This window comes from Halohasta litchfieldiae, from assembly GCF_002788215.1.
Classification (GTDB): domain Archaea; phylum Halobacteriota; class Halobacteria; order Halobacteriales; family Haloferacaceae; genus Halohasta; species Halohasta litchfieldiae.
On sequence record NZ_CP024845.1, the window covers coordinates 1,498,983 to 1,521,351 of the forward strand.

Here is a 22,369-nt window from a genome sequence, read left to right on the forward strand (position 1 = left end):
TCAGTCGACTCCCCGTTCACGGCGGAGTACTCCAGTGTCGAAACACTTTCATCTGTGACATTCTGTATAACAGATAACTGATTGAATTCGCATGACACGCTTGCCACTTATTGACTGTGTGAATCTGAGTCGGTCCTACGGACGTGGTGGTAGTCGAAGTCGTTGGTTTCGGAGGGGAAATACTGAAACGCCGACTGTCACTGCCCTCTCGAATATCGATCTACAGATCGAACGCGGCGAGATCGTCGGCTGTGCAGGTCCAAGTGGGAGTGGCAAATCGACGCTCTTGCATCTGTTGGCCGGTCTCGATATGCCGACCACGGGAACCGTCTCGTTCGACGGGACCGACCTGAGTTCGCTGTCCGACCGGGCCCGAACCCGCCACCGACTCGACCACGTCGGGATCGTTTTTCAGCATTTTCATCTCCTTGAGTCGCTGTCGGCTCGCGCCAACGTCGCCCTCCCGCTTGTCGAACTTGGTCGACCGAAATCAGAACGCCGCGAGCGGGCGACAGAGCTCCTAGAAGCGATGGGGCTTGGCGACCGGGTGACACACCGACCGACACAGCTCAGCGGCGGCGAACAACAACGCGTTGCGATCGCGCGGGCGTTGGTGACTGAGCCGGATCTCGTGATCGCCGACGAACCGACCGGCGAGCTCGATACCCAGACCGGCAAGCGTGTTCTTTCGCGGTTTCGAGAGGTCGCAACCGAACTCGACGCTGCGGTCGTGATCGCCTCACACGACGAGCCGACGCTGGCGATCGCCGATCGACTCGTCCGGATGCGTGATGGTCGAATCGAAGACATAGAGATACTCTCTGAGGACGATGGGCCGCAAGACGATCGCCCAGCTAAGAAGTCTGCACAGCTGAATCAGGGGCGATAACGAGATGGGTCTGGCTAGTCTCTTTCAACGGGTCGTCGGACTCCTCGGTGTCAGTTTCCGTCGCACGTACGTCCGTGCGACACAAACGGCTCCCGGTCGGACGTGGCTGAGTGTCGGAGGTGTGGCTCTCGCGGTCGGCCTGATGGTCGTCGTCACAGGGATCGGTGTCGGGATCGCAACCCAGTCGACAGTCTACAGCGAGAACGTCGACTACTGGATCACGCCCGAAACCGACGGCGGTTCGTCCGCACTCGTCGATGCCGACAGCCCACAGTTCGGCTCAGTCCATCCGACGGCCGCCGATCTCACTGCAATGGACTCGATCAAGTATGCATCGCCGGTGTTACAACAACCGATCCGTCTCGAAACGGACTCCGGGGGGGCCGAGTACGTCCTTGCGGTCGGGATCGTCGGCCACCCCGAGTTCACTGAAATCGCCGACACGATGACAGCGGGGCTGACCCCCGGAGATCCCTACTACGCGAATGGAACCTGGACTGGTGAAGTCGTGCTATCGGCGGGTGCCGCGGAGTTATTATCGGCAAGCGAGGGCGACCGAGTGAACGTGACACGGCCACAGGCCGGGTCTGAGCGGAACTTTTCGGTCGTCACGGTCGACCCCGGCACCCAGTCGGGCAGTCAGTTTCCCATTGCTGTGATGCAGTTGAGCGAACTACAAGCGATCACGGGAGGAAATGTGAATGATGAAGCCGGACAGATTGTTGTGAGTTCGACCGATCCGGATATTGAGCCGATGTTGGCAAATATCTATCCACGATCTACTGTCTCGACGCGGGCAGGATTGAATGCACAGGCTGTCTTCGAAGAGGAGCTTCCACTGGCACTATCGGTAACTTCCGCTATCATCGCAATCGTCATTGGGACACTGTTTGTGATGACGACAACTGGACTGTCAGTGGCTTCGGATCGTGGGAAAATCGCAACGCTTGCAGCAATTGGGATTTCTCGGCGGACGCGATTCGGGCTGTTGGCCAGTGAGATTCTCACGATTACGGCGGTTGGTGGTGTCGTCGGTGTCGTTCTCGGGGCGGGCGGGATTCGTGTGACGAATATCGTCGCCCAGCAGACCTTGACGAGTGGCGATGTTGCATCAGCCGATCCCATCGTGATCGGCTTCGGGTTCGTGATTTCTGGTGTGATTGGTCTGCTTGTGTTGCCATATCTGGCCGTGTTGCTGTCGCGTGTCGGGCGGGCGAGGGAGGTAGGCCGGTGAGCGTAGTTCGGTGGGGTCGACGGGCCCGGGGGACCGCAGGGATCGTCCTCGCACAGCTCACGCGCAATCGGCTGCGAACCACCTTTGCGATTATCGGAATCGTCCTGGCGGGCTCTGTTGAAACCCTATTCTTCAGACATATTATTGCCTGAAACAGCCAGTCACTGATGGGTGCTTATTTATCAATAAGTTGTTTCAGTAGTAGTGACATCCTCGCCCGCCGTAAACGGCGGGGCTTCCCTTCCACAGCGGGGAACCCGGTCGTCCGGTTCGGTTTCAAGACTGGCTCTCCCGGCGTCGATGGGGCGGGTTTCGACCCTCGGCCGGGAGCGTCTTGTGGCGCTGTCACGGGCGCTCCCATCCGAAAGCGTGTCATCGCGGTCGATTTTCAACCGACCGCTCTCACCCAATCGGTCGAACCTCGCGGTTCTGTGTCGGCACGGTTCACACCTTGTCGGCCAAAGGCCATCAACCGGGCTTCCCGCGCGCCGCAAACATGGGTGGAGTGCGGCCCACATCCCGCGCTCGTTCGCAATGGGATGTGGCGTAACCCTATCGAAACACACGTTTGCGGACGACTTAGCGGTTTCGGTGGGGGTTCCGGCCGTGCCACTGGCGGCGGTTGCGTCACGGAACGGACGCGATTCACGCCCGCCGTGAACGGCGGGATTCTCTCGCTGATTAAAGATAGAGTGGATCAGGGAGCGCCGAATCGCTTTCAGTGGTTCCCAGCGCGTCGTACTGGTCGCCGATAGACTCGCCTTTCTCTCTCACTAGCTCCGGTAGTTTGTCGCTCGTCTCATCGCTGAGAATCTCTTTCAAGATGGCGTAGAACCGCCATTCGTCGCCGTAGTCGTAGAGATAGCAGATGCGATCGTACTGTTCGAGTCCAAGCTGTCGGGTCATCTCGCCGATCGTCACCTCGTCAGCGTTCTCAATCCGTTCCGTACGCAATACCGGATCGCCACCAAGCGACTCCTCGTATTCCTGCGGACACTGGTATTTGATGGCGCTGTCCCAGTAGTCCTCGTCGTCGCCGACGAACCAGAGGTGGCTCTGATCAAGGCCGAATGCGGGGTTGATCGCCGACTGGAACTCGGCGATCGTCCTGTCCGCGCCGACGACGATATCCCGCCACAGTGACGTCGGATCGGGGTCGAATTTGACGCGAAAGCGGTAGGCAGTCATTTTTATATCTCCGCTCCAGTGCGGAAACTGGTGAGGTCGTCGATACGCTGCTCGAGCTCCTCTATCTCCGTTTGGAGCTGGTTCGCCTCATCGTCCTCGCTGGCAGCAAGGCGGTCTTTCAACCCCTGGAGCCGGGACTCTTTCACGTCTTCATCGACCTCTGCCTTGCGGACGTACTCGCTTTCTTGGATCTCGTACACATCGGATTCGGAGAGCGTGGTGACCTCAAGTGCTTCATCGACTTTCGAGCGGTCGACACTCAGTACACGTTCGCGGTCGATGCCAGCGTTCTCGAGGTGTTTCAGCACCTCGTCGTCGTCTTTGAGCGAGCGATTGCGGCGACTCGTCCGTTGGACAGAGCCATACTGCCCAGAAACCGGACGGTCGTGATGGAGCCGGGCGAGGAGGACATCCGCGACCTCCTTGCGGAATTCGTTAGCATCTCGCTGGACATCCGAAACCAGGGTGTAGAGATTCACCAACGCGTCTGTCTCCAGTTCGGAGAGAGTAGTCACATCGTGGCGTTCGAGTGCGTCGATGAGGAGGAGCGCGTCCGAGTAGACATCAAGTCCGTCGGGCTCAGTTCGTTCATCGTCCGTTGGTTCCTGCTCTACACCCATCACCTGCGTTGCCGTCGCAACCGCTGATTGTGTGATGATGCCAGCGTCCTCATCGACCTCGAATCGTGGATGGACACTCCACACCGTCGGGTACGGATCGGCATCCGGCGGGAGACGGTCAAGGTCAAACCCGTCGGGAGCGTCCTCGATTCGTCGATAGAGCGTTTCGAACTGGTCGCGCTGGAGCGGCCGCGTCTCGTCTCTGTCTTCAAACTGAATGATGACGCGAGCGTCCTGCACGTCAGTAATACGAAATCGCTGATGGGAGAGCGGCGTGATGAGCGTCGCACTCTCGGGGAGGTCGTCAAGTTCGTCGAGAAGCGTGTGCCAGCTGGCAGTGAAAGACATATACAGTAGTTGCGAGCCATTCCGACTAAATCTTGTTCACGACACGGCCACTAGCGGGTCGTCTCTTCAACAGACAGTCTGATACGTGGTACTTCGGAACTACCGATATGGCTGAGACGTACGCAATCCGTGTCCAGGTCGAGTCACATGAATACGACGGCGAGTTCTATCTCGTTGGCGAAGGGTACGGGACCCCAGCAGACGTGTTGGACAACGTCGCTGCCGATCATCTCTTACGAATCGCAAATGCGCCACGTATCGAAGAGTACCTGCTCGACGTGCTGAAGCACGGAGAGAATACAGGTAAAGCCGAGTATGACCCGACAGACAGCGATGTCGAATGCTGGATTCACGTCGACGTCTCCTACCGGAGATACGCCTTCGGTGTCGGGGACAGAGTGTTTGAGTTCTCAAGCGAACCGACCAAAAGCGAAATCGCATCGACTGTCACGCAACTCCAGTCATAGGCTGTGGACTCTCGTTCAGGGATCGAAGTGGTAGATGTAGGGGTGGTCAGTTTTACCAGCGGGCATAATCTCTTCGAGTAGCTTGCGAACCTCGGATTCGGAGGGTGCACTGGTGATAATCCGATCATCGTAGATCGCTACATAGGCTTCGTTAAGTTCCAACTCGCGCAGTTCGCGACCCAAGCTGCGGGCTCGGGCCTTCCCCATTTCCTGGTGGTAAATCCGCTCCAGTTCGTTGGTTTTCTCCCGCAACTGCTCGATCTCCGATGCGTATCGTTCTCGGTTGCGCTTGTTCTTCATGTAGAAGCGCAATTCCTCGGCGTCCGTCTTTTCGTCTTCCTCAGGTACTGGAAGCGAGTCAATGATGCCGAAGCGATGTTTGGCCTCTTCGTACTCGTCACCGATGTCAGTACTGAGGGACCCCCCGAAAATGATGTTCTTGACCCCGATCCACCCGTCGTAGACGATCTGGTCCTCGAACGGCAATAGGACGACACTCGAAACTGGGACTGGAAGTGCGGACTCGTCCCACACTTCGGCGAACGGAAGTCGAGCCGGGCGGACTGCATATGCTTTCGGTGGTTCTGTCCAATCGAGGAAGATCGCATCGTCCTCTCGATAGCGGACGACGACGAACTCTCCGGCGACAAAATCAGTCCACGCTGTGACCTGTTCGAGATCAGCCTCCGACAGGTCGGGAGGGTTCTCTTCAACGAAGTCCTCTATCAGGTCTGTCGTCGACTCGTTGTACAGCGTGTTTCGGAGCGGGAGAAGCTCGTCAGTGTAGTGCTGTTCAAGATCAGCGACCGTTTCGATTTCTCCGATGACCTCGAATCGGTCGTTGACATACACCAACAGATGGGCGTACAGGTCTAGAAACCGTTGTTCGCTCTCCTCGGACAGCCGTCTGTCGGTCTCAGTCATGGGTTATACACGTGTTCACAGTCACGCCAATCAATCGTTTCGAACTCCGAGCAATTCTTCATCGGTAATCCGAGATGGTTCGGTAGGGGACGTAGTAGCCGATCTCATCGATCCACGTCGACAGCCACTCGTCAGCAGTCGCTTCATCGATCTTTCCAGCATCGATTGCGGCCAACAGAACGCCGACCGACCCGATAACGGTCACACCTTGGTCTTTCGCAAACGACCGGGCATCTCCGTCGTCTGTCAGTAGTCGACCGTCGTGTGCGTCGGCAAGGGCGAACGCCTGTGCTTCCCCGGGATCGAGATGCTCACCAACAATGGCTTCTCTGTTTGCGACAGTGTCCGAAACCGTCGCGACTGGAATTTCGTCGACGAGTACATCGAGTGCCGACTGAAGATACGGGTGATCGTCAACGCCGTGTTTGAGTTCCTTGCGAACGACTGGAACCGCACAGATTCCAGAGAGTCCTGCAACCACCCACAGCTGGTCTACATACGCAAAATTCGAGAGGACAGTCGTGTTCAGGACGCTTGGATTCGCTGGTATCTCGTCATCTCTCATTTCGTACGCGATTCCTCGTCGCCTGAATCCTCATCACTGAATTCGAGTCCACTCGCCGCCTCTACCTCGTAAGCTGCATCGTCTTCATCAACGAGTCCGAGGCGGAGTTCAACGCCGTGCTCACGGAGGATATCACGCATTGTCCAGCGGTCGACATCAGCGAGTCTTGCTGCATCACCGAGCGTGATCTGCTCGCGCTTGTAGAGGGCGACCGCAGCAGCAATACGCTCGTTTTCGTGGTCCTCGAAATATTTACGGACGAACTCACGTAATGCATCGCTCTTGCCACCAAACACCCCTGCCTCAACAGCACCTTCGATCAGAAGGTCAAGGTCGTCTGGATAGGAGCCGGTGATTCGTGCCATTGTTCTATCCCTAACTACGCATTCATACTATTTATGAACTACGTCGGAATCCCATATGCATTGAGAAGGCTGGTCTCAACTTCTGTCTGCCCTGATTTCAGACAGAATCTGATACGCCGACTACTGTTTTGTCTCGATAAGCTCTCCAGATTTCCGGTTTTCTCTCGTCTGGATAAATGCTTCAGATATATCCTCTACGGTCAGTTGCTTCGCTGCTGCCAGTAGCAAAGCATTGTGTAGCTCGCGTTTTTGAACCGAGCCATATCCGCTACGCCGTAGTTTGATCTCGGCTTCGAATAAGAGTCCTGATGACCCGTCTATGGTGTCCCACGTGTCTGGAAGACAATAGACTGAATGCTGCGTCTGGGCCTTAGCCGTCGGGAACGCTGGATCATTCTGCAGATCGTACTCTGAATTATTTTCCTCGCTTGTTTTTTCAGTTGTATTATTCGACTCAGAACTTTGGTCGCCAGATAGTGTACCAGCGAGATCATCAAGAGCCTCATCTCCTGGACTGGATTCTTCTTCGCTTTCTTCGTCCTCCAAATCATCGAAGGCCATTATCGCCTCACCTCTCCGTACTCAACGATCTGAGCCAGTTCATCATAACAATGGAGCTGATCACACTCGGGATCATAGTCGCGTAATGTTTTGTGAGCCCGGTGTGCTTTATCAATACTAGCGCGGTGGCGGATACCTGGTAGCTCTTTGCTGTAGGTGCCGTTATCAATGTCTTCCCAGTCGGAAGACGTCAATCGGGCAAAGTTTGGCACGCACGGCGCGAGCCCGTCCCGACTGTTTATCGCATAGAGAAGATTCCTATCTCGAGTATCCTGGTCTAATCGTTCGCTTAGATCAGTCGGGACTAACGCAAGCAGCTGGAGGTCGAAGTACTGCTGTGCTTCCTTAATCAATCGCTTATTCGTTTGGGTGATACCCGATTCCCAGCCGCTCTCGGGCCGCAGTGGAATGATCAGATTCTTCGTGGCGAACAGTGCGTTGTCGTTTAGTTTCCCTCGGTTTGCGGGCGTGTCGACAACGATATATGAGTAAGTATCTCCAAGGAGTGGGTCAATGACATTTCGGTGTAGTCGTTGGCTTGAAGCCATAGCTGATTTCAGATTAGTCTCTACGTCTTCGAGTGATTCATGAGATGGCAACAGATCTAAATTGTCTGTGATCGATACAACGTGGTCAATCGGATCCTCGCCATCTATAAGGACTTGTTGTAGGTGGTTCTCGGCTTCATATTGATCTTGATGACCAAGATTGAACGTAGTGTGACCGTTGTCATCTAAATCGATTAGAAGCACGCGTTCATTGCGTTCTGCAAGTTCTCGTGCAAGATTTATGGCGGTTGTTGACTTACCAAATCCTCCCTTGAGAACGTTGACGGCGACTGCCCGGGGTTCTTTTTCACCGACGGTCTCTGTAGCCATAGTACTCCATCATTCTCTCACCGTATAAAATGTAGTGAGTGTTCAGGATGTGAATAAAGGAAGTAATCTAAAGAAGTGAACCACATTCACTACGTTATATAATAGTTTGAGAGTCACGAATGTTGTTGACTTAATTAGTGTATTAGATGTAGCCACATTACTTCATGTAGAAATAGAATAGTTAGCATGATTTGCTGTGCTCTGCTGATGCCTAGGCCAGCTATCCATCTTTTCGATTTTTATGTGAGTGTATGAAAATGGAATTCGTTGGTCGACTACACTCCTCTATCGATGTGTTATGCAGGAGATCTAGTCCTCACTCAACTGTCGCCAATACCCGGATATTGGTCTCAGAATGGAATTCGCGTTGAGTATGTGCACCATGTTTAGTAAGGAATTCCTCAACACGGCAGCTAACGAGCTGGTATCTTCCCCATCAACGTGGACGATCAGCGTGGGACGCTCAGAATACAGAAGTCAATCATGAGTGAGATCGCTTTGAACTCATCAGACTGCCTGTGTGATGTAAATTCATCGTCGACCTTGGCAGTGAGTGCCTCAAGAGCGTCGACTGAATCCGTTGTCATAGGCGGATAATCGAGAGAACGTGATTAAGAATGAGCTAATTAGATTTGATGTAGCAGCCATGGACGCCAGTCTCCCGAGATTCCAATCGAGTTCTAGCATAACTCGATTACGCACCAGAGGCAGCATTTTCACTCGGAGACAGCTTCCTCAACGATCTTGATTTCCTCGTCCGTCAGCCCGTAGAGGTCGTACACGATTTCGTCGATCAACTCGTCAGTATGTTCGATCTTCGCTTCGAGCTCGTCAGCTCGCTGTTTCGTCTCGGTGTAGCTTTCCAGCCCCGCCTCGACATCATTGAGGGCCGGGAGTGTGAGTTTTCGGAGCCGGTCGACAAGCGAATTTGTCTTGGTTGCGGTCTCACGGAAGCCTGCAAAGCCACCGGCTTCGTCGACGGCGACCGGGACGAACGCCTCGATCAGGTCAGCCTCCGTGGGTGTGAGATCGGTGATCTGCAACGCCGGTTCGAGATCGGTTTCGGTGTAGCCCCACTGGTCAGTCTCATAGGCGTCCTCGTCGTCTGGTTTGTAGCGGGCACTCAACTGGATCTCGACGCTGGTCTCCGAGTCGCGGTCGACGCGAACGGTTCCGACTCGGAGGTTAGGTTTCTGTTTGGCCGTCTCCTGGAGGACTGACCCGGCGGCCCCACGTGGGGGTTGAGTGAGGCCAATGTCGGCGAGGGTTTGATCGTCGTCGTAGTTTCCAAGGTGGTCTAGGAGTGACGTGTTTAATTCACGTCGGGTACTTATATAGTCAATTATGTCGCCAATGTGCTGATTGAGCCTTGAGGAGTCCTCTGTTATAACAGGAAATTCAGATAGATGGACAGTACGATACTCCAAGTAACCACCACGTACACTTGACAATTTATTTTCTGCCCAAAATTCGCCCAACTTAGAATTAAGAATCCCTAGGCTCTGTTGAAATCCTTGAAGATTTACATGTTTGTCGTGTAATTCCATGAGATGAAGACCCTCCCGAAGTCGCAGATTCTCCGTTTTACTGAGAAGGCGATCCACCTAGCACGCCGAGCAGTCTCTCGATACTCCTCGAAGTTTTCTAAACACCGCTATACACTCCCGCAGCACGTTGTTCTACTGTGTCTCAAAGTTCGGAAGAACACGACCTATCGTGGTCTGCTTGACGAACTGATCGAGATGCCACGCATTCGTCAAGCTCTTGGATTAACTGAACTACCTACGCCATCAACGCTCTGTAAGGCGTTCAATCGGCTTGATATGGCTGTATGGCGTGTTGTATTGACTCTCTCAGCGACGCTACTTCCGACGAGTGGAATCGTTGGAGTTGATGCGTCAGGGTTCGACCGCAGTCACGCCTCAAAACATTACACGAAACGGGCTGAACTCACGATTCAGCAGCTCAAAGTGACGCTGTTGGTAGATACGAAAGTGAACGCAATTCTCGATCTGCACGTGACGACGACACGAAAACACGATAGTCAGATCGCTCCATCGTTGATCAAACGCAACCCCGAGACCATCGACATTCTGCTCGGTGACAAAGGCTACGACGACCAGAAGATCAGACGACTTGCCCGTCACCACGAGGTTCGGCCACTGATTAAGCATCGTGAGTTCACATCTCTCCACAAGGCATGGAACGCACGCTTAGACGCTGATCTCTACGGACAGAGAAGTCAATCAGAGACGGTCAACTCAACGCTCAAACGAAAGTACGGTGCCTTCGTTCGCTCCCGACAATGGTGGAAACAGTTCCGTGAACTCGTTCTTAGATGTCTTGTCCACAATATCGACCGAGCCCTCTAAGATCAGTACAGAGCAAAGGTCCCACAATCGTTATCTCATCAGGCATTAACCCATTATGTATGTCAAAAGTAATTTGGACACTTGCTGTAGCATATGGTCTCGTTGGACTCGGTCTATTCTACAGTTTAGCAGTAGATTCTAGTGAGCTATTTTTAGCCATGACTACCGTCATCTATGTTCTAATGCTTCCATTAGCATATCTAGTCTATAAAAAACGGGTTGTAAGTGAGTAATCGCTCAAGAAACAGCCAATTCCCACATCTACGTAGCAGCTGTGTCACTGCTAAAAGTGTTAGTTCAATAGGATTTCAACAAAGCCCCCTATTTATATATTCTATCGATTTGGTGTTCAGTCTTGCCCGTCGACGGGTCGATACTCGTGGGTCAGGCCAACAGGCTCATAGCCCGGCACATAGGTGAAGTGCTTGTCTGGCTCACCGTGGAACAAGAGAGGAAGCGGGTTCCGTTTTTCGCGGGCCGTAGAGGTAGTTGGGAACGAGATGAGATCGTCGCTGAGTGCCAAGGAGGTTGGCGCTGGGAGTGCTCCTCGGTTGAGGTCGTCGAGTTCTAAGACTCGCACTTCCCACGTGTTGGCAATTTCTTTAGCACGGTCTGTCAGCTGAGTTGTATGACACAACACGGGCATTGCTTTGGCGCTGAAGGCAAGCATACACAGCCGGAAGATCACATCTGGGGTGATCGGTCGATTTTCCCAGTCTTTGCACTGGGAGACGATCCAGTCGGTGGGGTCGTTTTGTTTGGGATCGCGGCGCGCGACGACATCGACCTCCAGTCCGTAGATCGGTTCTCGGAGTTGGGTCCGGTAGCCCCACCGCTGCAGTGAGTTACTCAGTTGATATTCGAGCCACCGTCCATCGCCATTTTGGCGGCCGTCCGTGTCGGTCCGTGGTGGGACGTCGGTAGAGGTACACAACACCGAGCGCAGTTTGTCGACTTCATGTTGGGCGCTGCTGAATTTGAGGGCACACTGTTGGCGATCCAAACTCCCGGTCTCGTCGGTGGCCTGTGTTTCCAGTTGTTCGAGGTTGCTTTGTAGGTGGTCGAGTGTTGTGTGGTAGGCCGTGATGGGATCGGCCTCGTCGGCGGTCGGCTGCCAGTCGGGATCTGCTGGAGGATCACACAGCATGTTGTGAGCATCGAGCAGCGTCGTTTGGATGTTTTGGAGACGGCGTCTGGCTTCTGTCTGTGTAGTGTCGGTGAGGTCGTCGTCGGTGGCGACCGTCTCGTTGAGTGCAGCGACCGTATGGATCGCTGTGTCGAGGCCCTCATACTCGGCCAGCGGTTGGTCGGTGGTGGTCGAGTTGGTGTCTGGGCGAGTGTCGACTAGCTCGTATTGTCGGTGTGGGCCTGCCCGTGGGCGCACGAGAAGTTCAGTTGTTGTGGGGTCGTTGCAGGGAGCTAGCAAGCGGTCATCGTAGGCTTCGAGTCCCGGATCAGGAATCCGGAGTTCGTGACTTTCGGTGTCGGTTTCGACGACCAGAAAGCCAGTGTAGCCGACGAGGTAGGCCGGGACGTTGAGACCCTGTTCGGTGATTTCGAGTGGTTCTGTGGCGTGGTCTTTGACCGAGAGTTCACAGAGCTCACCACGGTAGGTCGTTTGACCGTCTGTGAGTTCGGCAACCGAAATTTCGCGTCCGTCTTCGGCCGGGACCAACAGCAGCGTGCTCCCGGTGGCTTCGATGCGTCTGGCCGCCGAGTGAGGATCGTAGGAGACGAGCTGGCCTTTGGTTTGGGCGGTGCCGTTGGGTGTCTGCCAGGTGAGTTCGACCGTCGATTCTGGTGGGATGGTTTCGAGGTGGGCCGTGAGGGCAGCTGTGTCAGTCATCGGTCTCGAATGCCTCCAGGGTGGGCTCTGTCGACGGTGTGGACTCGGTGTGTTGGGGTGTGTTCTCAGTGGGTGTCTGTGGGGTGTTTTCTGGGAGTTCGGCGGCCACTATTTCGGTGGCCGTGGTCTGGAGTGTGTCGGCGACCTGGAGTGCCTGTTGTGGGGTCAGTTCGATTGTGGTCGACTCTCGATTGGTGATTAACCCGAGGGTCAGTGTTGGCTCGGTGGTTGCAGCTCGTGTAATTTCGAGGCTGCCGGTGGTGTAGTCGGCTTCTCGTTGGCGGGCGATGGATGTGTTGAGTTTGAGTGCTGGGCCTTGGGTTGTGGTGGTGTCCGTGTTGGTGTGCTTGTGGGAGGCTGAGTTACGTGCTTGATTCGGACGGTAGTCGTGGGCTGCAATCCGTTCTGGGAGGCCAACCACATCGTAGTTCGGACAGGCTTGGAGTTGCGGTTGGTCGCTGTGCTGTTCGACAGATTCATCTGGCGTAGATTCGGAGTCTTTCATGCTTCGTCCTGCGAAGCACGGGGTCGGTGTTGTCGCACCGGCCTCACTTTCTGAGGCAGTCCGTGCTTCTGATTAGCATTAAATCTTGATAGAACATAAACCTATGGGTAATAGGCTATTGGTATTTGGTTACTGGCTATAGACACAAGCCAATCATCTTAACATGATTGAGTAGACACCTACGTATATGAATGCGGACGATCTACGCGATGCCGACTGGGAAATTATAGAAGTTCTCCGTGAAGGGAGAAATAATGCTCCGAACATCGGTGATCGAACAGGGTATTCAAAACAATACATACGGGAGCGATTTAAGCGACTATCTGATGAAGGAATAATTACAAATATCGGGAGTGGAATTTATGAGCTTATTCCTGAAGAAGTACCCGAAAAAGATTGATATATGCCATGAAGAGAGGCCTATATCAAAGATATTTTGCCCGCAATCGAAAGAAGCCACCTCACATCTTAATATACATTGACCGATACTCTTCGATTACGAAGTGTTCCTCACGATGAAAAGTAGTCAATCTCTGAATCTGCCGCGAGTGTTTGGTTGACGATATCGAGATCTTCGAGAATTCGGTGAGTATTGGTAATTCCTTTGCCTCTTCCTCGACCAATCCGTGCTGAACGGATTACCGAATGGAAATTAAACTGCTTGAGAATTTCAGAGACACGTCGTTCCGAGACAGGGGTTGACTCGGTCGACTTGATGATTTCTGTGTACTGATTGTATACCGCCTAGGTAGGTACAGTGCCATCTTGCTGTTCGACCTGCAGTACAAGTGCAGAAAGAACCAGCTTTGCTAACTGTGTCTCGCCATTGATCAGCTCACGCTCGCAGTCTTGCATGACAGATCGAGTATACAATTTGCTCAGGGGCACTGTCTAGATAACCTCCTCAACTGGTGTTCGTCCATCAAGAGCTTGATGCGGTCGCTGAAAGTTGTAGTATTGTGCAAACTGCATTAACCACTCACGGACGCATCCATGACTGCCCACCCATGAATTATGGAAGCGGTCGATCCTCATTTTGAGCGTGTGAAACCATTTTTCGATGAGGTTTCGCTTGACGTAGTCAAGCCGACCGCTTAAGCCTAATCGAGCGAGGGCTGTCTGGTACCCGTAGCCATCGACGAGAAAAACGGCCTCGGAGAGGTCGTGTTTCTCGGTCAGTCGATGGAGGAACGCCGCAGCCGGATCGGTACCATGTCGTCCGAACAACTCGACATCAAGAATCAATTTTGTCTCGATGTCTATTGCAGCATACAGCCAAGACCACTCTCCATTGATTTTGACAGCGGTCTCGTCTACGGCAACCCGCTTCGGCTGCGCCTCAGGCGGATTGTGACCGCTGTCAGCTATCTGATGTACCCACTGCCAAATTGCTTGATGAGAGCGTTGAACGCCTAACAATCGAAGAATCTCTTTTGTTTCTCTAAGTGAACAGCCGGTCGCGTGGAGCTGGACGGCGAACACCCTAACGGGTGTCGCCGTCCGCTCACGCTCCCAACATTCTTGATAATCCACCGCTAACGACTCGCTGAGCAGGTCTGCGAGCATTTTGACCAATTATCGCAACGACCTGCTCACTTCTCAAACTAGCTTAACTAGACAGTGCCTGCTCAGGTCTCTTTCCTCACCGGTGTTCAAAGACAGCCAGAGCGACCGTAACCGAGTTATTCAATAAAGCGATCATAGTCTAAACTGTGCTGTACCGAAATTAAGGGGCTAATTATCGTTGAATGGCAAGCAATGAACTATTCTCAGGGCGGTGAATTCGATAGCGGTTGTGATCCAATCCGGAACGTCTACTGAAGACATCTACTGACTGGCAATCTCTCGTGCAAACCTTTTAGTCTATAGTCCGCGAACTATGCACTATGTCGAAAGCTCCGCCCTCCACACCGTCACCGGATGCTGGACAGACAGCACATCAGTTCTTTGTTGTCCAGGAGCTATTGAGAATTCCCGAACTCGCACGGTTTTACACTGATCTGCTGATCAACTCGCCAACGACCGTCGTTGCAGCTCGTGATCGACAAGGGTTCTCAAAGAGTACAGCCTACAAATACGCCAACACACTAGCAGAGCTAGGCATCGCAACGGAACTAGACACGTACGAAAACGGATCGTCACTGTGGCGTGCTGAACCGGTAAGCGGTAACTGGACGGATCAAACAACCATCGAACTCGGCCCCGTCCTTATCGCCGTCTATGGGGCGACGAGTGTCGACGACGATCTGGAACTCTTTGTCGACCGACACGGCAAGGCGGCCCTCGCTCCTGTGGTTATGTCGACAATCGAGTATCTGAAAGGTGAAACTACCCGTCGTGGTGTTGCAGATGACCTTGATATCCCTGCCGTAGAAGCAATTGCAGTCACCCAGGTGATTGAACGTATCATCACTGTAGTCAAAGACCACGATCCGACACTAACCGGGGTTTCCTTCGACGTCGACGTCCACGACCGGGCACTCGACCAGGGGCCATACCAGCGTGCCGATGAGTGAGGTCCACCCATCGCCGTTTCCGACTGCACTCATCTGTGATACGAGTTTCCTGCGAACAATTGGTGGGACAGATAGCGATCCGTACCAGACGTTTATCGAGTACGTCCAGGCCGAGGACCGTCAGCTCTACCTGAGTCGTGGTGTCGTCGAAGAACTGACCGAACAGCGTGGATACATTAGCATTGATTGGGTCGACCGAGCAGCAACGACAGAGTGGATCACTACCGTCGACGACGTGCAACTGGGGGTGCGAGTTCACGATGGGCCTCGTGCTGGAGAAGTCATGGACCGAGTCCACGAGCGGCTGGCTAAATTCGAACAAACCGACCCAGATGTGTTACGAAAGACAGATTCAGAACTGCCTGCAGTCGCTGTGATGTTGCTCGGGTCGACATCACATGAGTCAGTCGGGATTTTGATGGATGATAGAAACGCCGAAAAAGCGATCTCTGGAGTGATTGAGAACACATACTACGAGGGGAGAGTTCGAATCATAGATATTTGGACCGCGATAGAATTCATGGAGTCACAGCAGAACTGACCACACTCGCAACGCGATATTTTATCAAACGCTGACATACAAGGCTGCAAACGTACGTATCGATATTTTGGTCTATCAGATACTGATATTTGGACCGATACAGATATTTTTACGACTGGCAACTCAAGGTATGGACGATAGCTCACCAGATTTCACAGACGACAGAATCCAACTTCGAGGAGCTATTGTTTCAGCACTCGTGGATCACAGAGCCCTCTCTACAGACGACGTTGCCTCTGTCGTTGAGGCTGATACAGAGATCGTCCAAGAACAACTGCATCTGATGGCCAATACCGGCCAGATCGAGCAACGAAAAACGGATAACCAGGATGTCTGGTTATCGTGGAAATCTTGACCTTCCTGTGTCAGGATCGATAACGGAGTGTGTCTTCACTTTGAACGTGGGGTGTGAGATAACAGCGGAAACCCGGTGTGTATTTCACTCGGCACATGAAGTGCAGTCATGACGGCCATATTATATTTAGAGCTTGAATTTGTCGCCTTATCTCACCCCATCATTCCTTTGTCTGTTGGAGGGTGTCGCGGGGTTTTGCAGCGTGGACAGTGATTATTCACGGTAGTATTGTAGACTCTGTAACATTTAATACACTTGGTTGTATTACCCCCCATTCTTAATGATTGTTTCTATAAGATATAATCTTATTTATTTATAGTGCCAATTTCCCACATTTCTGTCACTAAAAACATAAAGTGTGAGACTCCCACCTATAGTCTTCCACACACATTCTACGTCAACAGACGTGAGTCACGTTCCGCCTACAACCGACTTGGTCTGGGGACGGCATCAGTCCGGTCGTGGATCGCGATAACCGATGACGGCGACATCATCAATGAACAGGACGCTTTTCATGAAGTCGAGTTTGGTCAGGCTATGCTGGTAGAGGTTATCCGATCCCCGGTAGTTCACTGGCACGACCAGGCACCCGAACTCGATCTTCGGTCGACCATCTTTCTGGGTTCTATACCCCTTCTGGAACTTAATCAGATCGTCGCTGACGCTCTTCCGTTCGGTCTTCTCGACTTCGATGGCAATCCGGGCGTCGGCGTCGTAGAGGTCGACACTGTAATTAAATCCTAGGTGCGACCAGAGCTTACAGTTTGGGTTGTAGCCGCCAGCAGCGTCCCCTTCGTATTCGTACTGGGGGATGCCGTTGGCGATTGTGGCATCAAACCCCCCGACTTCCGTGTGTTTCGCCGATCCATCGAATACACTTGATGGGACGGCATCGACCGCTGATCGAATCAATGCAAGTGCTTCGTCCGGAAACGCCTCGGACGAGGTCTGATTGCGGCGCTCGCTTAATCGGGTAACCTTTTCGACAACGACCATATTGGCCCCCGACAGTAAGCGGGATTATAAAACCCGTTACGACGGATTTCGTACTAACTGGCCGCTATGGTACACTCTCTGGGGGTTGACAGAAGTCGTACGTGTTATCGACAGTCAGTACTGGGGTAGCAACACAACAAACTGTATTCAGACCGTTGACTATCATAATGGTTGCCTGTACTCACTGTGGCGAAGAAAATAATATTGAACTCATCCTTATGGCGGACTTCATTATTGACGAAGAAACTGGGCGACCGTATGCGATGTATCGCTACCGATGTGATACTTGTGAGAATGAGTTCGATGAAGAACTGAAATGATGGAAATAGCCACCAGAAACACGATCAATCAGACTGTTTGGATTTTAAACTGGACAGTGTTGATAGATCTATCCACTATGTCTTGCACATTCCCTCAAAGATAGTTGGATACCTAGGCTCAGTCGATCACATAGGGTTAGAGGAAGTGTCTGCTTGGACGTAGTAAGAAACCAAACCAAGTAGACAACCAGATCAAGGAAGAGCATCTGCTCAATTTTGCCGTCAACAGCCTCAATAAGAATCCTCCGATTATAGAGAAGAACAGCGGAAGCAGTGGTGTGTGTTATAACCGAGTTGTTCAACAACGCGATCAGGCTCACCAACGGTCTCAATAACTGACTCACTCTTGTGTAGAACTGCGGAAACAGGTTGATCGCTGACGAGAGATACTGCTTGAGATACCGTGTGAAACCAGATTTGTCTTCTTTCATCTCAGAGATGGCCGTCCTCTAGCCTGATGGGATCAACTCACGTCTCCCTATCGCTTCTGGGCATTTTTGAAAGCTATCAGTTTGGCAGTTAGCTACTGTGACGGTCGCTTGCCGCCACCATTACGAAGCTCACGGCCTGTCGAACAGTTCATACAGCCGTACAGCGAGCCGTCATTTGTACCGAAGACACGAACGAACTGTTTGGTGACGTACTCACCACAGTTCTGACACACACGCTGCCGAGAGTGATGTTTATTACGATTGTTCTCGATTTGGAGAGTATCCATAGAGGCTACGAGATGGATATCGTCTATATTATAAATATCCTACTACCGGTTTAGCGGGTGGTAGGCTCTGCCTACTCGCCTGTGTGTAGTCTGGGGTGTCTTGATAACAATTAATTTGTATCTAACTAATAGGTGGTCAGATATATTTTGAAGTAGAATGTCTCAGACACAGTCATTCGAACTGACTGGCTTCCAGCGTGACCTCCTGTATGTCGTCGCAGGCTCTGACCAGCCCTCGGGTCAGACGGTCCGCCGAGAGATGGAACAGTATGTCGACAACGTCAACCACGGTCGCCTGTATCCAAACCTCGATGTGTTGGTCGAACACTCGCTGGTCGAGAAAGGGAGCCAAGATCAGCGAACCAACTATTATGAAGTTACTGAGAGTGGTGAACAACTTCTCACAGATCGCTTGAAATGGGAAAATCAGTATGTGTCCGATCTACTGGAGGCTGATCAGGTTACTCTCGCCAGTTCATCGTCAGACTGACCAGGGATCCGGTTCGTTCCGGGGACCAACACAGAATACTCGCTACTGTTGTCTCGGTCGGTACAATGGGTACTCCTCTCATCTGATGGTATACCCCGACAGTGGCGCAGTGTACTAATCTGTCGATATTGTCTTTCACGCAGCACTTCAAGCAGTATCTCTCGTCAGCGACCAACCTGTTTCCAGAGCTCTACACAAGAGCGAGCAGTCCCGGCGATACCAGAGGCAGATCCGATGTGAGAACTGAACGGCTCTCTGTGGCTGGTAGTTCTGTCGTGTGTTCAGAAGAGATTGTTCGATAGTTTTCTGATCAGATTTTTAAATAGCCGGAGAAAGTATCTCAAACGAACGCTCACAAATGCCATCCGAAGGAGACCCAGCACTCCCGGACTGGATCGAAAATGCGTATCTCCCTCTTGAGCGGTATCTCTGTGAACAGTCAGATCAAGACGCATTTACACACCACCAAGCAACAGAACTCATCGCTGAAGCCAATCCAGACTTTCGGGATACCGATATCGACCACGCCCTCAATTACCTACACAACCACGGTTGGCTCTACAAAGTCGACGATCTGTTATTCATCACCGAGTTACAGTGTGCGAAATTCGAGGAATCGACCGAGTGACTATCTCTTGACTATCGTGCCCTCAGCTGGAATCTGAGGATTCGACTTGGTCGTCTCTCGTTGGGTGGCGACTGTCTACCCATCACCCCCTGACCGACGAGCTGTCGACTCCGTGTCAAGGTCCCAAAACTGTTGAACACCTTTCGGAGGCTCCGATAAAGTTCGCAATAGGCGAGGTACCGAGTGACCTGTTTCATACTGTTTGAACAGTCGCACACGCGAGTGCTGTAAGTCAGTAATATTATACAATCAAGCCGACAACCTCACCTAATGACCACACAGGGGGAACTCCAGATAGCATCGTTTACAGAGTTACGAGATGCGATTCAAGATCTCCCACCAAGTGCCAAGTTAGTTGCTCTTATTCTCAAACATGAAGGAACACTCTCCCAACGAGAAATCGCCACAAAGTCACACCTCTCAGAACGAACCGTACGGTACGGTCTCAATGAGTTACAACAAGTCGACGTCGTCGAATCGAGAACATCACTGCAGGACGCCCGCAAACGTCTCTATACACTTACTGTCAGAGATTCCCATCAAGACAGCCGATAGTCATGGCTGATGAGGCGCATCGAGCGACTCCGTGGTGATGGTGATCACGCCGAGATCAATGAGCTGGCGAAGTATCCGGCCGAAGGCTGGATCTGAGGAGGGCGCATCTCCTCATTTGGGATCGTAGACCGTAGCTATAGGAACGTTCCACGTTTCTACATAAGAGCGAGCAGTCTTAGCGATACCAAGTGCAGGTGCGATGTGAGAACAGATCGAGTCTCTATGGCTCTTATTTCGACTAGGTGAGTTGTAGAGACCAATGTACAAACTGAGATACATAGGATTCAATATGACTATTGTAATGAATAATTTGCCAATAGGTAATCTTATTATCATTTGCTGTCTTGGCATAGATATGCTCAAAAGCATAATTCGAACATTTGTCCCGAATAGTAGCAAAAGTAGTGTCGAAGACCAACCTGAAGACAGTTCTAGATCGACAAACACGAGTAAAATAGGCTGTGTGGGTCAAAAGATGAATTCCAGATTAGGTGTGACAGATCCCCCTTCACAGCAGATGAGATCAGATGGAGGAGTTCAATCCGAAACCGCACCACAGGTCGCCAATCAACAGTCCCCTGTCGGAACCCAACAATCTTCGCAGCCTCAAAGTGCTCGTGCCGATAGTGATAAGGTTGTAATCGAGCGTGATCGGCTCGAAGAACTTCAAACGTCCACCCACGAACTTACTGCGGCTGCCGAACAGATTGCCGAAAGCACCGATGAGATAAGCGGTGTTGCTAGCGAACAGGCGAATAATATGACAGAGGTTGCGGATGAGGCCTCTGATCTGAGTGCCACTATCGAGGAACTCGCCGCCGCCAATGAAGAACAGACTGCCGAAGTAACCGAGATTGCCCAGCTTGTCGATACATTCAGCGACGACTGGGACACCGAGTTCGAAGCTAGTCAATAAGACACAATGTGTGACATCAAGACGGTTAAGACACTAACCAGCCGTTTTGACGTCACTATCGAAGACCACCGACCAAGTAGGAAGGCAGTCAGTATTGTCATGATCTGTTCAACAAGTACGACAACTCCGTCTTCGAAACACGAGGCGGATACCCTCAGCACCCAAAAAGATACGATCGAGTGTTGATCCCATTCCTATGACAGCCCAGCAATTGACAACGACCACGAATCACTTCGAATCGCTATTCAATCAATTAAATGACCCCACTGTGGAGTTCAAATTAGAAGATGACGAGCCGATCATCGTCCAGGCGAACGCGGCGTTCCGTGAGGTGTTCTGTGCGGATGAGTCGGTCACAGGTCTGCCGCTCAACGAACTGATAGTACCGGACGACCAGCGTGATGAGGCCAAAACCTTTGATCAGCGAACAGCCGATGGGAAGCCGAACCGAGCGGTTATTGAACGGATGACTTCCAATGGTCCCCGAAAGTTCCTGTACCGAGGCGTCCCAACAGGGGAGGAGCATGGATTTGCAATCTACAGTGATATTACTGATAAGCTCCGTCGGGAACGATACCTCGATGTCCTTCAGCGTGTCCTCCGTCACAACTTACGCAACGACGTGAACATCATCACTGCCTACAGTAAGCATGCCGTCGAGTCTGCAGAAAACGAACAGACTCGTGAAGCCCTCGAATCAGTTATTGAAACCGCCGACAGTCTTACCCAGCTGTGTTCAGAGGCAAATACGATCCGAAAAGTCCTCGACGAGCCCACATCGGTAGAACCAATCGATCTTCATGCAGTCATCGAAACGGTTGAGAAAGATTGCCGAGAACGGTTCTCAGAGGCCGATATTACCGTCGACTGTCCTCGTGGTCTTACCGTAGCGGCCGACAAACGACTTCAGATCGTCGTCGACAGCCTACTAGATAATGCAATCCGACACAACACGTCGGCGATACCAAAAGCAATCATCTCTGCAAATGTCGACGACGGTATGATTGAATTGATCGTCGCTGACAACGGTCCCGGAATTCCGCAGACCGAACGTCAAATCGTCACAGAAAGCATGGACGTCTCGCCATTAAAACATGGTAGCGGACTAGGGTTATGGCTCGTCAAATGGCTCACTGAACGCTACGGTGGCAGCCTTGAGATCGAAATTCCTGAAGACTTCGGGACTGCCGTTCGGCTTCGGCTTCCTCGAAGTAGCTAGGTGAGTACAATTGAGTATAGGCTAGACGACCATGTCGACGGCGACAGATCAGTCATATAGAAAACACTTCTGAACGGCGGTAACCAATGATTAGAGGGAGAATGCGAGTCGTTGGTTGCCAAGCCGTCCTCGGGGTGAGATTGTGTGGACAACTTTCTTTACGTCGACTCTCGGGGGCAACTGTTCAACCGGTGTGATTATCCGGGCTCGACAGCCTGGTTCGACCTCTACCTGTCTGGAGAAACAGCCAGCACCCAACCGCGATGGATCGAGTGAGAGATTGGCCTGTCTGTATGTGTAGCCATCGCTACCGATGAATTTGGTCTGTCTGCTCATCCAGTGAATGGGAGCAT

General features: G+C 52.3%; 27 protein-coding genes and 3 pseudogenes. 14 read left to right on the forward strand and 16 right to left on the reverse strand.

Annotation, left to right across the window (positions count from 1 at the left end; all coding sequences use genetic code 11):
- Positions 1-91: 91 nt before the first annotated feature.
- The 3 genes from HALTADL_RS07560 to HALTADL_RS17295 are packed head-to-tail and all read left to right on the forward strand — an operon-like array spanning position 92 to position 2,275.
- Positions 92-889, forward strand: coding sequence for an ABC transporter ATP-binding protein (locus HALTADL_RS07560; RefSeq protein ID WP_089673664.1), 798 nt, complete (start codon positions 92-94; stop codon positions 887-889).
- A gap of 4 nt (positions 890-893) precedes the next feature.
- The gene (locus tag HALTADL_RS07565) at positions 894-2,123 is read left to right on the forward strand and encodes an FtsX-like permease family protein (protein ID WP_089673663.1); all 1,230 of its coding nucleotides are present in this window, start codon (positions 894-896) and stop codon (positions 2,121-2,123) included.
- Complete coding sequence (locus tag HALTADL_RS17295) at positions 2,120-2,275, forward strand: hypothetical protein (RefSeq protein WP_162551694.1); 156 nt, start codon at positions 2,120-2,122, stop codon at positions 2,273-2,275. Before HALTADL_RS07565 ends, HALTADL_RS17295 begins: the two co-directional genes overlap by 4 nt.
- A gap of 30 nt (positions 2,276-2,305) precedes the next feature.
- On the opposite strand, the gene HALTADL_RS17300 is transcribed toward HALTADL_RS17295, so the two are convergent.
- The 3 genes and pseudogenes from HALTADL_RS17300 to HALTADL_RS07575 all read right to left on the reverse strand — a co-directional run bounded on the left by HALTADL_RS17300 (position 2,306) and on the right by HALTADL_RS07575 (position 4,279).
- Positions 2,306-2,533, reverse strand: a complete 228-nt coding sequence (locus HALTADL_RS17300; protein WP_143054188.1) for a hypothetical protein — start codon at positions 2,531-2,533, stop codon at positions 2,306-2,308.
- A gap of 277 nt (positions 2,534-2,810) precedes the next feature.
- Positions 2,811-3,311, reverse strand: a pseudogene (locus tag HALTADL_RS07570) (IS1096 element passenger TnpR family protein); the annotation flags it as partial.
- A 2-nt stretch (positions 3,312-3,313) separates the two neighbouring features.
- Entirely contained in the window at positions 3,314-4,279 is a 966-nt protein-coding gene (locus tag HALTADL_RS07575; RefSeq protein WP_088901372.1) for a hypothetical protein, read from the reverse strand.
- Positions 4,280-4,386: 107 nt separating this feature from the next.
- Between HALTADL_RS07575 and HALTADL_RS07580 the strand changes: the two genes are divergently transcribed.
- Positions 4,387-4,746, forward strand: a complete 360-nt coding sequence (locus HALTADL_RS07580) for a hypothetical protein (protein WP_088901371.1) — start codon at positions 4,387-4,389, stop codon at positions 4,744-4,746.
- Positions 4,747-4,761: 15 nt separating this feature from the next.
- Here HALTADL_RS07580 and HALTADL_RS07585 read toward each other — a convergent pair whose 3' ends face one another.
- From HALTADL_RS07585 to HALTADL_RS07615, 7 genes and pseudogenes are all read right to left on the reverse strand, one after another.
- Complete coding sequence (locus tag HALTADL_RS07585; RefSeq protein ID WP_088901370.1) at positions 4,762-5,670, reverse strand: hypothetical protein; 909 nt, start codon at positions 5,668-5,670, stop codon at positions 4,762-4,764.
- Positions 5,671-5,728: 58 nt separating this feature from the next.
- Complete coding sequence (locus HALTADL_RS07590) at positions 5,729-6,235, reverse strand: twitching motility protein PilT (RefSeq protein ID WP_088901369.1); 507 nt, start codon at positions 6,233-6,235, stop codon at positions 5,729-5,731.
- Positions 6,232-6,600, reverse strand: a complete 369-nt coding sequence (locus HALTADL_RS07595) for a UPF0175 family protein (RefSeq protein WP_088901368.1) — start codon at positions 6,598-6,600, stop codon at positions 6,232-6,234. The genes HALTADL_RS07590 and HALTADL_RS07595 overlap by 4 nt, the downstream gene beginning before the upstream one ends.
- 120 nt (positions 6,601-6,720) lie before the next feature.
- Complete coding sequence (locus HALTADL_RS07600; RefSeq protein ID WP_089673662.1) at positions 6,721-7,161, reverse strand: hypothetical protein; 441 nt, start codon at positions 7,159-7,161, stop codon at positions 6,721-6,723.
- Entirely contained in the window at positions 7,161-8,039 is an 879-nt protein-coding gene (locus HALTADL_RS07605; protein WP_088901367.1) for a ParA family protein, read from the reverse strand. Before HALTADL_RS07605 ends, HALTADL_RS07600 begins: the two co-directional genes overlap by 1 nt.
- Before the next feature lie 449 nt (positions 8,040-8,488).
- Positions 8,489-8,626 (reverse strand): hypothetical protein, encoded by a 138-nt coding sequence (locus tag HALTADL_RS17720; RefSeq protein WP_218143711.1) that lies wholly within the window; start codon positions 8,624-8,626, stop codon positions 8,489-8,491.
- A 129-nt stretch (positions 8,627-8,755) separates the two neighbouring features.
- Positions 8,756-9,361: pseudogene (locus HALTADL_RS07615) on the reverse strand (Eco57I restriction-modification methylase domain-containing protein); the annotation flags it as partial.
- Between the two features lie 228 nt (positions 9,362-9,589).
- Between HALTADL_RS07615 and HALTADL_RS07620 the strand changes: the two are divergent.
- The gene (locus HALTADL_RS07620; protein WP_012660244.1) at positions 9,590-10,411 is read left to right on the forward strand and encodes an IS5-like element ISHla2 family transposase; all 822 of its coding nucleotides are present in this window, start codon (positions 9,590-9,592) and stop codon (positions 10,409-10,411) included.
- Positions 10,412-10,760: 349 nt separating this feature from the next.
- Here the strand turns inward: HALTADL_RS07620 and HALTADL_RS17725 are convergent, their stop codons facing one another.
- Both HALTADL_RS17725 and HALTADL_RS07630 read right to left on the reverse strand, forming a co-directional pair.
- The gene (locus tag HALTADL_RS17725) at positions 10,761-12,257 is read right to left on the reverse strand and encodes a restriction endonuclease (protein ID WP_012660315.1); all 1,497 of its coding nucleotides are present in this window, start codon (positions 12,255-12,257) and stop codon (positions 10,761-10,763) included.
- Positions 12,250-12,762, reverse strand: a complete 513-nt coding sequence (locus HALTADL_RS07630; protein WP_012660314.1) for a hypothetical protein — start codon at positions 12,760-12,762, stop codon at positions 12,250-12,252. Before HALTADL_RS07630 ends, HALTADL_RS17725 begins: the two co-directional genes overlap by 8 nt.
- A gap of 187 nt (positions 12,763-12,949) precedes the next feature.
- On the opposite strand from HALTADL_RS07630, the gene HALTADL_RS07635 reads away from it, so the two are divergent.
- The gene (locus tag HALTADL_RS07635; RefSeq protein WP_079892149.1) at positions 12,950-13,162 is read left to right on the forward strand and encodes a winged helix-turn-helix domain-containing protein; all 213 of its coding nucleotides are present in this window, start codon (positions 12,950-12,952) and stop codon (positions 13,160-13,162) included.
- Positions 13,163-13,272: 110 nt separating this feature from the next.
- On the opposite strand, the pseudogene HALTADL_RS18025 reads toward HALTADL_RS07635, so the two are convergent.
- Both HALTADL_RS18025 and HALTADL_RS07645 read right to left on the reverse strand, forming a co-directional pair.
- Positions 13,273-13,491: pseudogene (locus HALTADL_RS18025) on the reverse strand (cell division control protein Cdc6); the annotation flags it as partial.
- Positions 13,492-13,653: 162 nt separating this feature from the next.
- Complete coding sequence (locus HALTADL_RS07645; RefSeq protein WP_076611602.1) at positions 13,654-14,328, reverse strand: IS6-like element ISHli9 family transposase; 675 nt, start codon at positions 14,326-14,328, stop codon at positions 13,654-13,656.
- A 320-nt stretch (positions 14,329-14,648) separates the two neighbouring features.
- Between HALTADL_RS07645 and HALTADL_RS07650 the strand changes: the two genes are divergently transcribed.
- The 3 genes from HALTADL_RS07650 to HALTADL_RS07660 all read left to right on the forward strand — a co-directional run bounded on the left by HALTADL_RS07650 (position 14,649) and on the right by HALTADL_RS07660 (position 16,174).
- Positions 14,649-15,278, forward strand: coding sequence for a DUF7437 domain-containing protein (locus HALTADL_RS07650; RefSeq protein WP_012660313.1), 630 nt, complete (start codon positions 14,649-14,651; stop codon positions 15,276-15,278).
- The gene (locus HALTADL_RS07655) at positions 15,271-15,819 is read left to right on the forward strand and encodes a hypothetical protein (RefSeq protein WP_012660312.1); all 549 of its coding nucleotides are present in this window, start codon (positions 15,271-15,273) and stop codon (positions 15,817-15,819) included. The genes HALTADL_RS07650 and HALTADL_RS07655 overlap by 8 nt, the downstream gene beginning before the upstream one ends.
- 130 nt (positions 15,820-15,949) lie before the next feature.
- Complete coding sequence (locus tag HALTADL_RS07660) at positions 15,950-16,174, forward strand: hypothetical protein (RefSeq protein WP_089673636.1); 225 nt, start codon at positions 15,950-15,952, stop codon at positions 16,172-16,174.
- A gap of 450 nt (positions 16,175-16,624) precedes the next feature.
- On the opposite strand, the gene HALTADL_RS07665 is transcribed toward HALTADL_RS07660, so the two are convergent.
- Both HALTADL_RS07665 and HALTADL_RS18095 read right to left on the reverse strand, forming a co-directional pair.
- Positions 16,625-17,170, reverse strand: coding sequence for a hypothetical protein (locus tag HALTADL_RS07665; RefSeq protein WP_012660311.1), 546 nt, complete (start codon positions 17,168-17,170; stop codon positions 16,625-16,627).
- Positions 17,171-18,013: 843 nt separating this feature from the next.
- On the reverse strand, positions 18,014-18,208 hold the full coding sequence (locus HALTADL_RS18095) for a DUF7563 family protein (protein WP_079892148.1): 195 nt from the start codon (positions 18,206-18,208) through the stop codon (positions 18,014-18,016).
- Between the two features lie 157 nt (positions 18,209-18,365).
- Here HALTADL_RS18095 and HALTADL_RS07680 point away from each other — a divergent pair, with 157 nt between their 5' ends.
- The 5 genes from HALTADL_RS07680 to HALTADL_RS07700 all read left to right on the forward strand — a co-directional run bounded on the left by HALTADL_RS07680 (position 18,366) and on the right by HALTADL_RS07700 (position 22,016).
- Complete coding sequence (locus HALTADL_RS07680; protein ID WP_012660309.1) at positions 18,366-18,698, forward strand: PadR family transcriptional regulator; 333 nt, start codon at positions 18,366-18,368, stop codon at positions 18,696-18,698.
- A 358-nt stretch (positions 18,699-19,056) separates the two neighbouring features.
- Complete coding sequence (locus tag HALTADL_RS07685) at positions 19,057-19,326, forward strand: hypothetical protein (protein ID WP_012660308.1); 270 nt, start codon at positions 19,057-19,059, stop codon at positions 19,324-19,326.
- A 270-nt stretch (positions 19,327-19,596) separates the two neighbouring features.
- The gene (locus tag HALTADL_RS07690) at positions 19,597-19,881 is read left to right on the forward strand and encodes a winged helix-turn-helix transcriptional regulator (protein WP_012660307.1); all 285 of its coding nucleotides are present in this window, start codon (positions 19,597-19,599) and stop codon (positions 19,879-19,881) included.
- A gap of 301 nt (positions 19,882-20,182) precedes the next feature.
- A complete protein-coding gene (locus tag HALTADL_RS17305) occupies positions 20,183-20,797 on the forward strand; it encodes a methyl-accepting chemotaxis protein (protein WP_143054186.1) in 615 nt (204 codons plus the stop codon).
- A gap of 196 nt (positions 20,798-20,993) precedes the next feature.
- Positions 20,994-22,016, forward strand: a complete 1,023-nt coding sequence (locus HALTADL_RS07700) for a sensor histidine kinase (protein ID WP_089673633.1) — start codon at positions 20,994-20,996, stop codon at positions 22,014-22,016.
- The last annotated feature ends 353 nt before the right edge of the window (positions 22,017-22,369 follow it).

What these genes read in the sequence shown, in the direction of transcription:
- HALTADL_RS07630 (WP_012660314.1), bottom strand. Translation starts at nt 12,762, where the DNA reads ATGAAAGACTCCGAATCTACGCCAGATGAATCTGTCGAACAGCACAGC.
- HALTADL_RS07685 (WP_012660308.1), top strand. Translation starts at nt 19,057, where the DNA reads ATGCCATCCGAAGGAGACCCAGCACTCCCGGACTGGATCGAAAATGCG.
- HALTADL_RS07590 (WP_088901369.1), bottom strand. Translation starts at nt 6,235, where the DNA reads ATGAGAGATGACGAGATACCAGCGAATCCAAGCGTCCTGAACACGACT.
- HALTADL_RS07700 (WP_089673633.1), top strand. Translation starts at nt 20,994, where the DNA reads ATGACAGCCCAGCAATTGACAACGACCACGAATCACTTCGAATCGCTA.
- HALTADL_RS07585 (WP_088901370.1), bottom strand. Translation starts at nt 5,670, where the DNA reads ATGACTGAGACCGACAGACGGCTGTCCGAGGAGAGCGAACAACGGTTT.
- HALTADL_RS07565 (WP_089673663.1), top strand. Translation starts at nt 894, where the DNA reads ATGGGTCTGGCTAGTCTCTTTCAACGGGTCGTCGGACTCCTCGGTGTC.
- HALTADL_RS07680 (WP_012660309.1), top strand. Translation starts at nt 18,366, where the DNA reads ATGTCTCAGACACAGTCATTCGAACTGACTGGCTTCCAGCGTGACCTC.
- HALTADL_RS07605 (WP_088901367.1), bottom strand. Translation starts at nt 8,039, where the DNA reads ATGGCTACAGAGACCGTCGGTGAAAAAGAACCCCGGGCAGTCGCCGTC.
- HALTADL_RS17720 (WP_218143711.1), bottom strand. Translation starts at nt 8,626, where the DNA reads ATGACAACGGATTCAGTCGACGCTCTTGAGGCACTCACTGCCAAGGTC.
- HALTADL_RS07665 (WP_012660311.1), bottom strand. Translation starts at nt 17,170, where the DNA reads ATGGTCGTTGTCGAAAAGGTTACCCGATTAAGCGAGCGCCGCAATCAG.
- HALTADL_RS07655 (WP_012660312.1), top strand. Translation starts at nt 15,271, where the DNA reads ATGAGTGAGGTCCACCCATCGCCGTTTCCGACTGCACTCATCTGTGAT.
- HALTADL_RS07580 (WP_088901371.1), top strand. Translation starts at nt 4,387, where the DNA reads ATGGCTGAGACGTACGCAATCCGTGTCCAGGTCGAGTCACATGAATAC.
- HALTADL_RS18095 (WP_079892148.1), bottom strand. Translation starts at nt 18,208, where the DNA reads ATGGATACTCTCCAAATCGAGAACAATCGTAATAAACATCACTCTCGG.
- HALTADL_RS07575 (WP_088901372.1), bottom strand. Translation starts at nt 4,279, where the DNA reads ATGTCTTTCACTGCCAGCTGGCACACGCTTCTCGACGAACTTGACGAC.
- HALTADL_RS07645 (WP_076611602.1), bottom strand. Translation starts at nt 14,328, where the DNA reads ATGCTCGCAGACCTGCTCAGCGAGTCGTTAGCGGTGGATTATCAAGAA.
- HALTADL_RS07635 (WP_079892149.1), top strand. Translation starts at nt 12,950, where the DNA reads ATGAATGCGGACGATCTACGCGATGCCGACTGGGAAATTATAGAAGTT.
- HALTADL_RS07660 (WP_089673636.1), top strand. Translation starts at nt 15,950, where the DNA reads ATGGACGATAGCTCACCAGATTTCACAGACGACAGAATCCAACTTCGA.
- HALTADL_RS07595 (WP_088901368.1), bottom strand. Translation starts at nt 6,600, where the DNA reads ATGGCACGAATCACCGGCTCCTATCCAGACGACCTTGACCTTCTGATC.
- HALTADL_RS17725 (WP_012660315.1), bottom strand. Translation starts at nt 12,257, where the DNA reads ATGACTGACACAGCTGCCCTCACGGCCCACCTCGAAACCATCCCACCA.
- HALTADL_RS07620 (WP_012660244.1), top strand. Translation starts at nt 9,590, where the DNA reads ATGAAGACCCTCCCGAAGTCGCAGATTCTCCGTTTTACTGAGAAGGCG.
- HALTADL_RS07600 (WP_089673662.1), bottom strand. Translation starts at nt 7,161, where the DNA reads ATGGCCTTCGATGATTTGGAGGACGAAGAAAGCGAAGAAGAATCCAGT.
- HALTADL_RS07560 (WP_089673664.1), top strand. Translation starts at nt 92, where the DNA reads ATGACACGCTTGCCACTTATTGACTGTGTGAATCTGAGTCGGTCCTAC.
- HALTADL_RS07650 (WP_012660313.1), top strand. Translation starts at nt 14,649, where the DNA reads ATGTCGAAAGCTCCGCCCTCCACACCGTCACCGGATGCTGGACAGACA.
- HALTADL_RS17305 (WP_143054186.1), top strand. Translation starts at nt 20,183, where the DNA reads ATGAATAATTTGCCAATAGGTAATCTTATTATCATTTGCTGTCTTGGC.
- HALTADL_RS07690 (WP_012660307.1), top strand. Translation starts at nt 19,597, where the DNA reads ATGACCACACAGGGGGAACTCCAGATAGCATCGTTTACAGAGTTACGA.